12 protein-coding genes are annotated in these 13,180 nt (G+C 61.2%); 2 read left to right on the forward strand and 10 right to left on the reverse strand.

Annotated features, from left to right (window positions below; all coding sequences use genetic code 11):
- Positions 1 to 307: 307 nt before the first annotated feature.
- The 5 genes from FB468_RS08650 to FB468_RS08670 form a co-directional block, all read right to left on the reverse strand.
- On the reverse strand, positions 308 to 985 hold the full coding sequence (locus tag FB468_RS08650; RefSeq protein WP_141886984.1) for a hypothetical protein: 678 nt from the start codon (positions 983 to 985) through the stop codon (positions 308 to 310).
- Positions 986 to 1,270: 285 nt separating this feature from the next.
- Positions 1,271 to 5,104, reverse strand: a complete 3,834-nt coding sequence (mobF, locus tag FB468_RS08655) for a MobF family relaxase (protein WP_141886985.1) — start codon at positions 5,102 to 5,104, stop codon at positions 1,271 to 1,273.
- A complete protein-coding gene (locus tag FB468_RS08660; RefSeq protein ID WP_141886986.1) occupies positions 5,098 to 6,342 on the reverse strand; it encodes a hypothetical protein in 1,245 nt (414 codons plus the stop codon). Before FB468_RS08660 ends, mobF begins: the two co-directional genes overlap by 7 nt.
- A gap of 491 nt (positions 6,343 to 6,833) precedes the next feature.
- Complete coding sequence (locus FB468_RS08665; protein WP_141886987.1) at positions 6,834 to 7,691, reverse strand: hypothetical protein; 858 nt, start codon at positions 7,689 to 7,691, stop codon at positions 6,834 to 6,836.
- Positions 7,684 to 8,154 carry a hypothetical protein gene (locus tag FB468_RS08670; protein WP_141886988.1) on the reverse strand — a complete coding sequence of 157 codons (471 nt, stop codon included), beginning with the start codon at positions 8,152 to 8,154 and terminating at the stop codon, positions 7,684 to 7,686. Before FB468_RS08670 ends, FB468_RS08665 begins: the two co-directional genes overlap by 8 nt.
- Before the next feature lie 608 nt (positions 8,155 to 8,762).
- Between FB468_RS08670 and FB468_RS08675 the strand changes: the two genes are divergently transcribed.
- Both FB468_RS08675 and FB468_RS08680 read left to right on the forward strand, forming a co-directional pair.
- Positions 8,763 to 9,356 (forward strand): FHA domain-containing protein, encoded by a 594-nt coding sequence (locus FB468_RS08675; RefSeq protein WP_170219679.1) that lies wholly within the window; start codon positions 8,763 to 8,765, stop codon positions 9,354 to 9,356.
- Positions 9,357 to 9,676: 320 nt separating this feature from the next.
- Positions 9,677 to 10,168 (forward strand): hypothetical protein, encoded by a 492-nt coding sequence (locus FB468_RS08680; protein ID WP_141886990.1) that lies wholly within the window; start codon positions 9,677 to 9,679, stop codon positions 10,166 to 10,168.
- A gap of 82 nt (positions 10,169 to 10,250) precedes the next feature.
- On the opposite strand, the gene FB468_RS08685 is transcribed toward FB468_RS08680, so the two are convergent.
- Genes FB468_RS08685 through nrdH form a run of 5 tightly spaced genes read right to left on the reverse strand, consistent with a single transcriptional unit; the run spans position 10,251 to position 12,371 of the window.
- Complete coding sequence (locus FB468_RS08685) at positions 10,251 to 10,817, reverse strand: thermonuclease family protein (protein WP_141886991.1); 567 nt, start codon at positions 10,815 to 10,817, stop codon at positions 10,251 to 10,253.
- Positions 10,818 to 10,820: 3 nt separating this feature from the next.
- A complete protein-coding gene (locus FB468_RS08690) occupies positions 10,821 to 11,510 on the reverse strand; it encodes a hypothetical protein (protein ID WP_141886992.1) in 690 nt (229 codons plus the stop codon).
- A gap of 8 nt (positions 11,511 to 11,518) precedes the next feature.
- A complete protein-coding gene (locus FB468_RS08695) occupies positions 11,519 to 11,836 on the reverse strand; it encodes a hypothetical protein (protein WP_141886993.1) in 318 nt (105 codons plus the stop codon).
- Positions 11,833 to 12,126 (reverse strand): hypothetical protein, encoded by a 294-nt coding sequence (locus FB468_RS08700; protein WP_141886994.1) that lies wholly within the window; start codon positions 12,124 to 12,126, stop codon positions 11,833 to 11,835. The genes FB468_RS08695 and FB468_RS08700 overlap by 4 nt, the downstream gene beginning before the upstream one ends.
- A gap of 5 nt (positions 12,127 to 12,131) precedes the next feature.
- On the reverse strand, positions 12,132 to 12,371 hold the full coding sequence (nrdH, locus tag FB468_RS08705; protein ID WP_121078765.1) for a glutaredoxin-like protein NrdH: 240 nt from the start codon (positions 12,369 to 12,371) through the stop codon (positions 12,132 to 12,134).
- Between the last annotated feature and the right edge of the window lie 809 nt (positions 12,372 to 13,180).

The raw sequence follows: 13,180 nt of genomic DNA on the forward strand, positions 1-13,180 counted from the left end.
TCATATCGCTCGCGATCAAAGCACCTTGGACACCGTGGTTCACGATCGCTTTTTGGGCGGTCGTGGCAGTCGGTTTGGTAGTTCGTGTACTTACTCGTTCACGTGGAAAACGGACTTCCCTCGATGCGTTTCAAGACCTAAACCAGATCTATCAAGGCCGAACCCAAACGCCGGCACCAGGTCACGTAGCCGCACAGAGCGTGGAGATCGGTGAACCATTCCGGAACTCGCCCCCAAGTGCACCAGACCCAAACGAAGTGAGCGGAGAGGAGGAACCTCCTCTCCGCTCACAATAGTCCCCTGCTAACTACTGGAACATGCCTGCCGCCCCTACGGGCGTGGAGGCGGACATCATCTGGACCTGTTTGGTCGATGCGACGTTGCCCCATTTGATGACGCCACCACCGCTGCTGCCTCCGCCGCCGCAGCCGAGCGAACCATAGTACTCATCCCACACGTTCCCACCGCCAGGTAGGTGACGGGCTTTGTACCCTTTCCCCTGTAGGCAGCCTGTGCCCAGGGAGTTGAAGTCGACAGTCCAGTCGTACCCGACTGTCGTATCAGCGGAAATTCCGATCACCGAGCAGCCAGGCACTGAGGTGTACCAAGTGCCCGTGCCTGGTGCCACCCACCCTTTCCAGCAACTTGCAAGTGCTGCTCTATTCGTGCTCGGGACGGCCGCAAGCTGGTGCGTCTCTCCTTCTTCGCTGATAAAGGAGATCTCACCGACGGTTACCGGTTGGCCATTTTCATCGAGTACAACTGCAGGCGCGGCCGGGTCGAAGCCTGGCATAACCGCTATGTCGGTGACTTCCCCATCGATGACAACTTTGTCGCCTGTCGGCTCGATGCCTTCGGCACTCATTTCAGTGCCGATCGGCAAAGACTCTAGCGGCGGGGATAATTCCGCCGCAGAAGCAGGGGCCCCAACAGCCACCAAAGCACCAACAACCGCCACGGTTGAAAGAGTTGTTTTGATCTTCATTTCATCCCTCCAGTGTTTACCGGCAGCTCTACCGGTACACCTAGGTTGGAAATACCCAGATGATTCGAATTGATCGTGCGGGACACTCATCCATATAGAGCCGAGTGAACCCACCACGATCCAGACGCTCAACACGACTGGGACGGGACGAGTGTTCCTCGCTTAGCTCATAATCCGGAACAAGATCTCGCACTTCCCACACTATGTGACCTCACACCTTTTGTCACCAGGTCGCCTCGGACCAGTACTTGCACCATTTGACCAGGGCGAATGAACCGCCCCGTATTAAACGGAAGGTGAGAGCCCTACTATTGGGCGCACGGTGTCAGGTGAGAGCACCAGGTGATCCGATTCGTGTAGAGAACGCCCGGCAGGCCGCAATGCTTCACCAGCCACTGCCCGATCTCGCTCACGATTCTGAGCGACAAGAACCTCAGGCCCGAGTGCCTCCACACTGTCGATGCCGTACAGTTCACGAAAGCAGGCCACAGTCGCTGCCCGGCGCCGCCAGCCTTCCGGCGCCCCAGGCGTTGGGTCCCCGAGTTCTGAGAGCCATGGCTCTTCGTTGGCGATCGCCTGGTCGACCAGATGTTCGGCGCGCAGCAGGATCGCTTGCTCACGATCTGCAAGCGCGGCCTGGAAGTCAGGATCAGGGTGCGCCGGTGCTCGCTCGATGAGGCCGGCCACAAGCCGGCCCGTCCCGCGGTGTCTCGCGGCTGTCGCCACCAGGTCGACATTGAGCTCGTGACGTGTCTGAAGGAGCCTGGATAGGTGCGCAGTCAGGTTCTGTGTCTCTTGCCTGTCGATCGATTCCAAAGCTTCGCGCACAGCCCCCTCTACAGGAACGGTTCCCTGGTCGTCGAGCGCTGCGAGGGTCCGTGCTAGTTTCAGACTGCTGCGGTATTGGGTTGGGTCTTCTCGGGTGAGATCGATGCCGAAATTGTGCAGCATCGGTGCGTACTCGTCTGCGAAGTAGTTCAGCTCGGTGTGGTCATCGACGAGCTTCCCTAGCCGATAGTGGAGTATGGCGATCGTCGCTCGTGCGGACCCCAGTTCGCGGCTCGCGAGGACTTCTTCGATGGTATCGCGCGGGTCATAACCGAGCTGTTCGATACGTCGAACGTTCGCTAGTACCGGGCCGAGGTATGGCGATTCGTGGGATTCCTCCTCAAGTACCCCCAGGTCAGCGAGAAGGGGCAGGTACTCGTCCTCGAGCTGAGATGCGATCAGGGTCTGGTACTCGGCGGTGAGTTGCCGGATCGAGGATACGCGTTCGAGTTCGTCGGCGGCGGCCTGGTGCGCGGAAGGCGCGGACTGTTTCCGGAGGACAGCTTCGAGGGTATCCTTCCAATCGCGTTCCATCCCGAGGGCTGCGTTGTCGCCGAGGACATTGTCCTCGTCATCAACAACGTAGGCACGGTTGGAGTACTTGCCGCGCGTCATCGCAACATAGAACGTCTCCCTCGATGCGGACGTGTCGATGATCGCGTGTGCGGTGTCCACCGTGCGTCCTTGTGACCGGTGCGCGGTTGTCGCGTACGCGAGCTGGACATGGTCACGGCAGTACTCGCCGGGGAGGACAACGGTTTCGTCCCCGGACACGGCGGTGATGTCCCCCGTGTCCGGGTCGATGTCCTGGAGAGTCCATTCGTCGTTGTTCTTCACCCATCGGTCGTGGTTTGTCCTGAGTGTCCTGTCGTTCTGTCTGGTGACGATCCTGTCCCCGGGGGACGCGACGCCGGACTGGACACGTGTCTCGTGTGTCGCGTCGACGCGTCCGGTCTCGATGCGCCAATCGCGTGCGATCTGGTTGAGTCGTTCGACCATGTCGTTCGTTGGCGCGATGAGGAGGGACACGAGTGTCCCGTCCTCACCTAGTGTCCCTTCGTCTGTCTTCCAGGCGTCGACGGCGTCCTGGACAATCGTTTCGTCCAGGCCGTGCGAGATACGCCCGTGCGTGATGTATTCGGCAAGGCCTGCGGCTTTCCCGAGGCGAAGAAGCTTTGACGCGTCGGCCTCCCAGTCGGTCTTGAATCGGTGGAGCTCCGTCAGTTCGGCAACATCTTCACGGTCGGCCGCGAGAAGCCCAAACGTGCCGCCTGCGTCGACAGCGGAGAGCTGTGCCCAGTCACCCACGAGTAGGAGCTTCGCCCCTGCGTTCTCTGCCTGAGCGCGGAGGGTGTCGAGTGCGATCGTTCCCGAGATCGAAGCTTCGTCGATGATGATGAGGTCTCCCTCGTGGAGCTCGTAAGAGAACCCGTCGGCTTCGAGGGTCCCGCGAGCTGTCTCATGGAGCCATTTCGCGGTGTTCTCGGTCTCGATGCCGAGCGACTCGGCGAGCACTTCCGCCGCGCGCGCGGTCGGCGCGAGACCTCGAACACTTCCCGGCCCGTGTTGGGTCTCCCAGATCTCGCGGAGTTTCTCAAGCGACGTCGTCTTCCCGGATCCCGCCGGGCCAACAAGGACGTCGACGAGCCTGCCTGAGCAAGCGATGCTCTCAACCGCGGCCGCCTGGTCCGTACCGAGCACCAGGTCGCCGCCGGCGACCTGAGTATGGACGAGCTCGTCGACGAGTTCTTGGTCGACGGCGGCCGCGTTCTGTGTGCGGCCTGCCTCGAGCATGCGCTCTTCCGCGTCCCATACTTCTTGGGTCGTGAAGAGGTCCCGGGCTGCGGGGTGGAACATCGACTCGCCAGACTCGGTACGGAACCGCGTCGGCGCCCGAAGCGTGTTTCTCGGGGTCAGCGCGATCGCTTCCTCGAGTACGTGGTCGACAACGCGGGCAACGGCTTGGTCGCGGTCTGCCGGCGACCGGAACCGCCACCCCGCGATCGCACGCAAGGCTTCCGTTTCAGCGTTGCGTCTCCCCCACGTGGACTTCCCGATCGACAACGCAGTGAGCGCGCAGGCGGCCGCATCCTGGACGGCTTCATTGTCGACGTCGTCGTGCCGGAAAGACCACAAGGGGAGGTCGTTCAAGCGGGCCTTGCCGGCGTCGCGGACTCTGTCTGCGAATAGGAACGACTCGCCGACGTGGCGGGTCGCGCGTTCCCGCCACGACGTAGTGAGGGCTTTGAGTGACCGGTTCTGCTTCGCTTTGCGCGTCGCGAGCGTCGCCTGCTGCCGCATTCTGATGATCTGCTTCGGTGTCGGCTGACGGCCATGCTGTCGGACGTACTCGGCGATCTGCTGGTCTTTCGCTGCAGCGATGTCCCGGGATCGGGTCGAGTATTCGCGGTTGAGATCCTGCGGAACATCAAGGATCTGCCACGCCACCGAGCCCGGGGCCTCGCCACGCTCGAGCGCGTACTGGTGCCGCGTCGAGACGGTGTCGGGCCTGCCAGTGTCGGACAGCCACCGTTGGTAACTGGCTGGGTATTCCAGACACGCCTGCGTAGTCCAATCGATCCCGAACCGCATCGAGAGCTCGTCCATGAGAACGGTGTCGTAGTAGGCGCCGGCAGTCGCGACCGCGGGAAATAGCGACCACCTGGAGTCGATCGTGCGCCACTTCCCGTCTTCTCCCTGCACACGGTTCGAAACCAACATGTGCGTGTGGAGCTGCGGGTCCCCGTCGCGTGAATCCCAGTGGTCAAACAGTGCGGCCGTGATCCCTTTTACGTGCTGCTGCGCGACGCCATCGACGCCGCTGCGGGTACGGACAATGTCGGTTTCAAGTTTCTCGATTGTCGCGTCGATCGCGGCCTGGTGGCAGGCACGGATGTTGTCCTTCAATTCGGGATCCGCGAGCGCCCACCAGGAGCTCACTGATTTTGGTGGTGAGAACACGAACTCGAATCCCGCGACCGACTGCCGCTTCTTGGGGCTCTCGTCGGCGTCCTTCTTCGTGATGAACCGCTTTCCGAGGGCTGCACCCGTGAGTGGATGGTTCCCTTCGCCGAAGAGCGCTTCGAGGTCTTCCTTCCGGACGTCGCCCGCAGTGGCGGTGAGGCCGAGCACGGCAGCTCCCGCGCCTGCCCATGCACCAGGAGGGGTACCGTTCGCCATGTAGTAGGCCGCTCGACTGTCGGCACGGTCGAGGGTGTGCTCGGTCGAGACGGTGCCCATGAGGTAGCCCCAGGCATTCCGGTCAGCCCCAATGACGGTCATCGTCAGCATGATGGATGTGTTGTCGAGAGAGCGAGACCGATCATTTCCTCAGCCTTTTCTCTGTCATCAGCACGCCCCGCCTTGATCGCGTGTCTGAGAGCTGACCGCGTGGCCCGCGAGTGGTTCGAGTCTTCCCGGAGGAAGGCGAGGCTCACATGTGGGTCGCGTCCGCACACAAGGCCGAGCATTCGCCGTTCCTCCGCAGTCGCAGGTTTTGCACCGCCATCGATGAGCTCGGCTTCTTCGCGGATCTGCCGTTGTCGGCCCTTCCTTCGCGCGCTGAGCGCGTTCTGGTAGTTCTCCGCATATGCGGCCGCCCACCGCTCGAACTGCTCCTCGTGCTCTGCTTTTCGCTGGGCCCGAATCGTGTCCACTGTTTCAGCCTGGCGGTGAGCAGCTTTCCCTTCCTCTGACTCTTCCCACGCCAGCATCTCTTCAAGTATTCGTTCGTTTTCTTCCTCATACTCTCGTTCTTCTTCGGGTGTGAAGCATTGGGTTGGTTCCGTCTGTTTGCCTGGTTCTGGGGCGGGGAAGTCCAACAGGATGGGGCGCCGGTCTTCCTGTCCCACAATGTTCAGCAGTTCCTGTAGCGCCCGGGGCATTGCACCAATCAACCGATCATAAAGGAGCTCATTGATGTTCCAGACCTGCTCGATGACCTCGCGCGGAATCGAAACCTTCGCCTCCGCTGGAGGGGCGCATATCCGGCGTAGCGCGTCGGAAGAGTGTACGCACAAATCGTTCAAGGAATCGGGAAGCTCGAAGTGTCCTTCGGAAAGGTGGCGTGCAGCTATCGTCCACCTGCAGTATTGGACGATGTCCTGCGCTTTCGCCCCGGCTTTGGAAGGTAGGAGGTTCTGTGCAGCGAAGTCTCCAATCTTTCGAAGTTCTCGCTGATCCAGGTCGAGGTCTGCACTGAAGTAATGGAGAATATTCTCACGAAACCACACTGCTTTCGGGTCTTGACTGCCTCTCTCAAAGTACGGGTCATTCTCTTCGCTGAACGTGTCCCACGTTCGACGTCGCAGCTCATTGAGGCGCCCGACGAGCCCTGGCCAGGCGGCAATATGTCCGCGCTCTGTCACACCGGAATACGCATCAAGTTCCCGGAATGGTTGGGCGTCCTCGGTGTAGCCGGCTGCTTCCAAAGCATTTGGCAGGTGGCAGCGGATGAGCCAGTCGATGGCCTGGTCTTGACTGATCTCAAGCGGTACGGTGGTCGTTCGCTGTTCATTGTTGTGAGTCATTTGGTTCCTTGAGTTGAACTAAATCTGGGGTTTCGCGGCAGGTTGGGAATCCGCGCGTTCAGCGCGCTTCCGGCATCTAGCGCCGCAGTACAGTCGACGGCGAGTTGATGATTCAGGGAGCAGGACTGCACACCATGTACACCTGGTTGCTCTGAGGTTTGAGCACGCACGGTGCGCGCGCTTGCGGCACTTTGTTGAGCAGTACCGGTGCTCCGGCGAGATTGGAATGAACACGTTGGTGCAGCGGGCGGCCTCACAGCTCAGAAGGAGCATCCCTTCCACGTAGGTCATTCGCTTTTGTCTGGCGGCCTCCACGAGCCGCCGGCACCGGTCGCTGCAATAGCGGCGCTGCCGCGAGGGGCTTGCGAACGTCTGGCTGCAACTTGTCCGAGCGCAGGGGGTGGACCACCCTCCGTTGTCGTGGGGTTCAGCAGGGTGTGTGATTGCGTTGCGCCGGAGTGAGGCTTCGTAGCGTCTCTGAGCAGGGGTCTTCATCGGGTGAGGGTGGAGTCAGCGAGAAACGGCGTCAGGAGTTCAGCGATGAGCCGTTCGTCAAGAACGTGCGTGTGTGCGTGGATGCTCGCAAGCTGAGAGACCAGCTCTACATACTCTGTCTGGATCGCTCGGGCGGTAGAAGCTGCTGCAGCGATCAAGGCGCTAACGTTGAGATCTCCTGCGAAATCGGTGGGTCTTTCGTTGGAAGCGACGATCTCAGTCGCGAGAGAGAGCGCATGGTTCGAGTCCCGGCTTTGCACGAGCGTGATGGGTTCGCCTTCGAGCAAACCCGCAAGATGGAGGGCCATACTTGCGAAGCGAGCGTCTGCGTTTGAGACCTCTGTGGCGTTGAATGACCAGCTGTACAAGCAGGAAGCATTTCGGATGTCCGACGAGGTGATGACGAATCCGAGTTTCCAACCGATCACGATGTGCAGGGCCGCGTGACGCGCTTCACGATGCAAGTCTCCCGATGCGGCAGAAAGCGGTTGAAAACGCGCCATCGGCACGCTCATCGGCACACTCATCTTTGGTTTGACCATAATCTGCGCGATCAATAGCGCCAAGGCGGTGATCAAGAACCCGGCCCAAATCAGTGCGCTCTCGACTTTCGGGTCGCCGTCTGCTGCAGACCATGCGCTAGCCGAGACAAAGCCGATCACAATGAGGCAGATGAAGGTGAATCCGATCATGCCTGCGTGTTTGAGGGACGAGAGTATCTCGTCGTTGTTGCCTGCCCACCAGGCGTGAACGCGCTGCTTTCTGCTGATCGCTGGTTGTGCAGAAAAGTGGGCTTTCTCGCGGGTATTCACTCTTGCTACGTCAGCCGGCTGAAGTGAGTTTTCTCTACGCACGTTCGCCTCCCTCCGAACCCGAAGCAGACTCGGGGTACTGTCGCGTACCGAGCTTGTCGAGGTCTGCGCGGATCCTGTCAGCCCGATCGGCCCTGAACTTCATCCGCTCCTCTCTGTTTCGTTCGACGAGACGATCGAAGATCTCGTGCTGACTGAACCCTGAACTGAAGAAGTAGTCCCGTTCATCCGAGGTGATGGATTCGGCGGCGATCTCTGCATCGAAGAGATCAATATCGATGGCGCGAATTTCTTTGGGGAGATCTGTCGCGCTAAACCGCATCCCGAAAAGCACCCGAAGGCCCGTCCGCGCTCGCTGGTTGAGAGACATCGCAATCTCACGCACATCGCCTGCTATGACATACGCGACGCGTTCCTCGACTCGTTGGACCTTGCCATTGATTCTCTGCATCCGGTATCCCCGCACGGTGAGGACGGTGCCTGCGGGGTTGGAACTTGCGGACAAGAAATTCATCGTTTCTCCTTTGTTGGGAGACGGCCGAGCGCCGCCTGCAACCCAACGACGTGCGGTGCCGCGCAGCCGCATGTCACGGAACGCGGGACGCGTTCCCCCTCGAATGCCAGTCGTGTAAGGAGAAACTCCGACGAAGGAGGAGGGTTCGGGAAGTGACGGATGAGCGAAGCGAAGGAGGAGCGCGCGAAGCAATTGGAACGAAGAAATGAGAGACGAGAGAATTGGGGCAGCACAGCTGGGCGTAGAACAAGCGTGTCGGAAAGTAGCGGCTCCGCCGCCCCGGCGCAGAGCTTCCTCGCCTCGTGCGCGGCCGGTCCAGTCGACTCGGTATGACAGATACTTCCGCTTCCCTCGCCCCGGAGCCCCAGCTTGCTCCCCCCGCAGCCGCGAACATGCTCGCGCGGTGTCGGTTCTGCAGCACCTTGAACGAGTACGTTGGCGGTGAAATCGCTCCTATGTGCTCGAACTGCGGACTGGATCTGAGTGTCCCTGCGCATCTGCGGCCGCTCGACGTTGGAGTGCTGCTCGCGCAGCTTGGACACGAACCCACACGGCACGCCCTGTCTATTGGGGCTCCTGCTGAAGAGTCCACGCCGTCCATGCTCGAGCAGCTACTTGAAGAGGCAGAGACACCGGCGAGCGGCACAGGACATCTCGAACCCGTGCCGGGGACGGTTGGACTGGTTGCTCCCGCGCCGGCAGTCGTGTCCCTGGCTCCGCTTGCGCCGGCCCAGGTGGCCCCGATAGCACCGCCTCCGGCAGCCCCGGTGTCCACCGAGCCCGAGGTGGACGTAGCAGCAATGACGATCGCGGTACGGAACGAGCCGGAGGACATCGACAACACGGTGATGGTGTCCAGCAGCTCTGCGACGAACTGTGTCCTGGTCCTTCCCGACGGCAGCGAGTACCCGCTGTCCACGGACGCGATCGTTGGACGCCGCCCGGAGGCGTCCCCGCATGTCCAGACACTCGCGCTCCCCGACGCGACAAAGTCGCTGTCCAGGACACACGCACGTATCTGGTACGACGGGACACACTGGTGTCTGGAAGACCTTGGCTCTGTCAACGGAGTGTCTGTCTTCACCGAGGACAACACCGAACGTGTCCTCGATGCCGGTGTCGCAACACCACTCATGTCCACACGGTTCAAGCTCGGGACACTCGAAGTAACACTTGCTGTCCCCTCGGCCTGACCGCGGACAGTGTCCCTGACCCGAGACACCCGCATAGGGGCGACTTGGACACGAGACACCCCTACCCCCTCCCCCTGCTACGCGGCGCTGGACAGCAGCAGATGGACGCAAGGACATCTCTCTGACCAACACCGCAACCAGACGGACGACAAGTGCCAAGGCGTCCATCAGCCAACATCAGCCCTTGTCCGCTGTACCAGGCCACCACCCACATGTCCTGTCCAGCGCGCTGTCCCGCATCGCGGTGTGCGCGTGGGACACGGTCGACGGGTAAACCCCGCGGGGCGTCCACCCACCCAGTACAACTCAAAGGAACACACATGGCTATCCCGACCCTCTTCGACGTCCAGCACAAGTGCGGACATACGCAAGAACACAATCTCGCAGACAAGGCCGCTGGCGAGCGGGCTGGCTTCACCGCCTGGCTCGCTCAGCAACCCTGCACTGACTGCTGGAAGAAACGCCAGGATCGGAAGGTGTCAAAGGAAGTGCAGACGGAACGAGCTGCACTCGAGGAGCAAGCTCTCGAAGACCAGGAACGATCTGAGCTCCCCATTCTGGCGGGATCGGCGAAGCAGACCTCATGGGCTTTGCGCGTCCGCTACGAGCTCCTCCGCGACGCTTACACTTCGCTCGTTGAAGAAGGCGCCCTCGATGAGGACAGCTTCGAAAGCGATGTGCTGGTGCCGGCTCGCCGGGTCGCAGCCGCAAGGTGGTGGATCGACAACCGCGACAACGGTGCAATGATCGTGGAGATCCTCGCGGACCCCGGGCAGATCGAGGTAGGGGAAACCAACGAGAACCCCTACTAGGGCTCAGGCTCAGAACACAGAATCCCCGCTACTGGAAATTCCAGTAGCGGGGATTCTGTGTTACCGGGGCGCCTAGGTTGGGCTACCTGCAGGCACCCCAGTAGCCGGCCGCCTGCGACCTCGCGGCCGCCTCAGCAGCCCGGTAGCCGGCTTGGCCTTGGTACGGTTTGTCGTAGGTGTACTCGGGGCCTGCTCCAGCACCGAGAAGTTCGAGAACGACGTTCGTGTTGGTCTCCGGGATCTGAATGTGCCGGAGAAGTCTCCCGTATTTGTCGACCTGCAGCTGGGTGGGATCCGGCCGGAGTTCAACCTCGGTGTCTTCAGGAAGCAGGGATGAAAGAAGAGCTGTAGCTTCGGTTCCGTAGCACTCATCGGGGCCGTTCCTGTGGCCGAGCTCAGGGGTGTCAATTCCGATGAGCCTGACACGGTCTGTTCCGGTGGCGCCGTTGCGGTGGACAATGATCGTGTCGCCGTCGACGACGCGCTGAATGGTCGCGGTCTCGCCTGCGACCAAGCGTGGGGAGCCGTCACCGGTTCTCGCGTCCGGAGTGTCTGGGAGCGCGAGCAGGTAGGCGCCGAGGAACAAAACGCCGGCGCCTGCAAGCGCAACCGCGATCCGGGTGCCGCTATTGCGAAGTGCTTTCATCATCGCTCAGCTTAAGCTGGGGCCAGATACGCGCACCTCGACAAGCTGTTGAGGTGCCGCCGTGTGGACGTACGCGGTGTGCTTCGCTGAAATCTTTGCTGCCCATTGCTTCGCCGCGGTCACCACGGTCTCAGCCTCACTGATCGGCACCGCGTAGCGGGGCGAGCTGAGTGGCTGGTAGGAGCCGTGGCCGTCGTATTCGCGGTAGAGGGTGTGCCAGGTGAGGCCGGTAGGGACTGCGTTTTCGTCGTCGTATGGGTTGGTGCCGGTGTAGGTGAGGTTGACGCAGAACTCGTCACCTTCTGGGTCGATTGAGGTAAGGATGTAGTGGCCCGGAGCGAAGATTACGGGTTCTCCCTCGCCGTTCCAAGTGATGGAGTCGGGCGCTTCGATGCTGACTGCTTCGAGCTGGTCGTAGAGCTTGGCGACTTGTGCTTCGCGGGCGAGGCGGTCTGCTTCGGTCTCCATCGTGATTGGTGCCTCGCTCATGGAGTTGACGCGGATCATGATGCCGTCTTCTGTGGGGATTGCCCAGACGGTGCACTCGGTTATGCCGGCGTCGTTGTCGAAGTCGACGCGGCCGTAGTCGTCTGCCGATGCTGGCCGGGGTTCATCGTTTCCGGTGATGCCGTCTTTCACCCAGGGCTTAGGTTCAAGCCTGGTGCCGTGGTCGTAGGGCGAGGGGGTCTGGTTCATGGGTTGTCTTAGCTTTCTGTGGTGGGGCGGGCGGTGAGTTGGTCGATCTGGTCGTTGGTGAGGCCGATGTGCCAGTCAGGGATCTCCGTGCTGTCGACGCTGTGGCCGCCGGGGAGTACCCCGTTCATGTGGCTCGAGAGGTCTTCTTGGGCGCCGGATCGTGTCGCGCGGAGCGGGAACTCTGTGTCTGGGTGGTCGCGGCAGCTGCCTCGGTAGGCCGGCACGCCGATGGTGAGGGGCTTGGCTTTCTCTGCTTCGATTGCGTCGAGCAGGGATCGCGCGGTGGTGATGAAAGCATCTATTTGGTGAGGGGTGGGAGGTTTCATGCGGGGTCCTGTTCGTAGGTGGAGAGTGTTTGGTGGATGAAGGATTTTCCGGTGCCGGCGTCTGGGACGGTGCGGTCCTGGATGTAGACGGGTGACTCTGGCGAGCCAGAACGGGAGACCACGATCCACTGACGGTTGTGGAGCACGAGGTGCATCTCGTTGCGGACAGCTGCGCCGAGTCGGGAGCTCGACCGTTTCACTGCGGCCGCATAACGGCTGACGGTCGACGCGACAGTGGTGTTGCCGTTTCGGTCGAACAGGATGGTGTCGAGCTTCTCTGTGGTGTGCATGGCGGTTACCGGATCTGTGCGATCTTGTCGGGCCGGAAGCCGGACCAGTGGTCACTGCCGGTGACTACTACGGGGGCTTGGAGGTAGCCGAGTGCTTTTACGGCGTCGACCGCATCGTCGTCTTCGCTAAGGTCGACAATCTTGTAGTCGATGCCTTTGGAGTCGAGCGCACGGTAGGTTGCGGTGCACTGCACGCATGAAGGCTTGGAGTAGACGGTGACCTGGTTGTCGGTGTTCTCGTTCAATGGGTGCCTCCGTGTGTCTCTTGCTCAGTGATGCTGTGTGGCGCGCAGTGTGTTTCACCTCCCTCTGATTTCTTTTTGCCGGGGAGGCGAGAATCGCCGACAGCGACGCGAAGCCGAAGCGCCAAGTGGAGGAGCCGGCCCGCACGGCTGCAGCGAAGCGGAAGACGGGCGAGACGGTGACGCCCGGACGATCGGTGGAGCAAAGCGCAACCGGCTGGCCGGCCGCCTGGTGTGGAGGCGCAGCGGCGCTATCCTGTCGCTTGCTTCCCGGCACATAGATTGCAGGCGGGGCCTGTTTGAGCCGCGCGCGGAGCGCGTGTCCTCCTGGCAGGAGTGAAGCGAGTGCTTCCCGCGAAGCGGTAAGAGAGGTGCGCGGGGGGTGTACCCCTCGCGTGGAGCAGAGCCACACTGATGGCCTCTATATGTGGACCCCAACATGGCACAAAGCCGCCGATGGAGTACTAGCTTCAGACAACGTCTACGGAACTATTACCATCACAGAACAGTGGTTCGTCGAGGGTGGGGAGCTAGTCGCGAGAACTGCAGCTGAAGTTTGGGATTACGGAGACGTCATTCCGTCTTTCTTGAATTACCTCAAAATACAGCCTCTCGAGTTGCGGCGATCTATCGTGACTTCCGAGCGGGGGGCCGCTGCAAGTGCCGCGCGCATGGCGGAAGGACGCCAGGGCCTTGCCGGACGGGATCAGTCATTTCATGACGTTCCTCCGGTACTTGAGAACGGTCGCCATGGATTGTTCAGCTAGCGTAGAGAATAATCGATTTCAGCGAAATCCCCGAGGATTGGCGGC

Origin of the sequence: Leucobacter komagatae, from assembly GCF_006716085.1 — a bacterium.
Taxonomy (GTDB): Bacteria; Actinomycetota; Actinomycetes; order Actinomycetales; family Microbacteriaceae; genus Leucobacter; species Leucobacter komagatae.

Excerpts from the sequence above, each read along its gene's own strand:
- FB468_RS08680 (WP_141886990.1), top strand. The coding sequence starts at position 9,677 with ATGGCTATCCCGACCCTCTTCGACGTCCAGCACAAGTGCGGACATACG.
- FB468_RS08690 (WP_141886992.1), bottom strand. The coding sequence starts at position 11,510 with ATGAACCAGACCCCCTCGCCCTACGACCACGGCACCAGGCTTGAACCT.
- FB468_RS08650 (WP_141886984.1), bottom strand. The coding sequence starts at position 985 with ATGAAGATCAAAACAACTCTTTCAACCGTGGCGGTTGTTGGTGCTTTG.
- FB468_RS08685 (WP_141886991.1), bottom strand. The coding sequence starts at position 10,817 with ATGATGAAAGCACTTCGCAATAGCGGCACCCGGATCGCGGTTGCGCTT.
- FB468_RS08700 (WP_141886994.1), bottom strand. The coding sequence starts at position 12,126 with ATGCACACCACAGAGAAGCTCGACACCATCCTGTTCGACCGAAACGGC.
- mobF (WP_141886985.1), bottom strand. The coding sequence starts at position 5,104 with ATGCTGACGATGACCGTCATTGGGGCTGACCGGAATGCCTGGGGCTAC.
- FB468_RS08675 (WP_170219679.1), top strand. The coding sequence starts at position 8,763 with ATGCTCGAGCAGCTACTTGAAGAGGCAGAGACACCGGCGAGCGGCACA.
- FB468_RS08695 (WP_141886993.1), bottom strand. The coding sequence starts at position 11,836 with ATGAAACCTCCCACCCCTCACCAAATAGATGCTTTCATCACCACCGCG.
- FB468_RS08660 (WP_141886986.1), bottom strand. The coding sequence starts at position 6,342 with ATGACTCACAACAATGAACAGCGAACGACCACCGTACCGCTTGAGATC.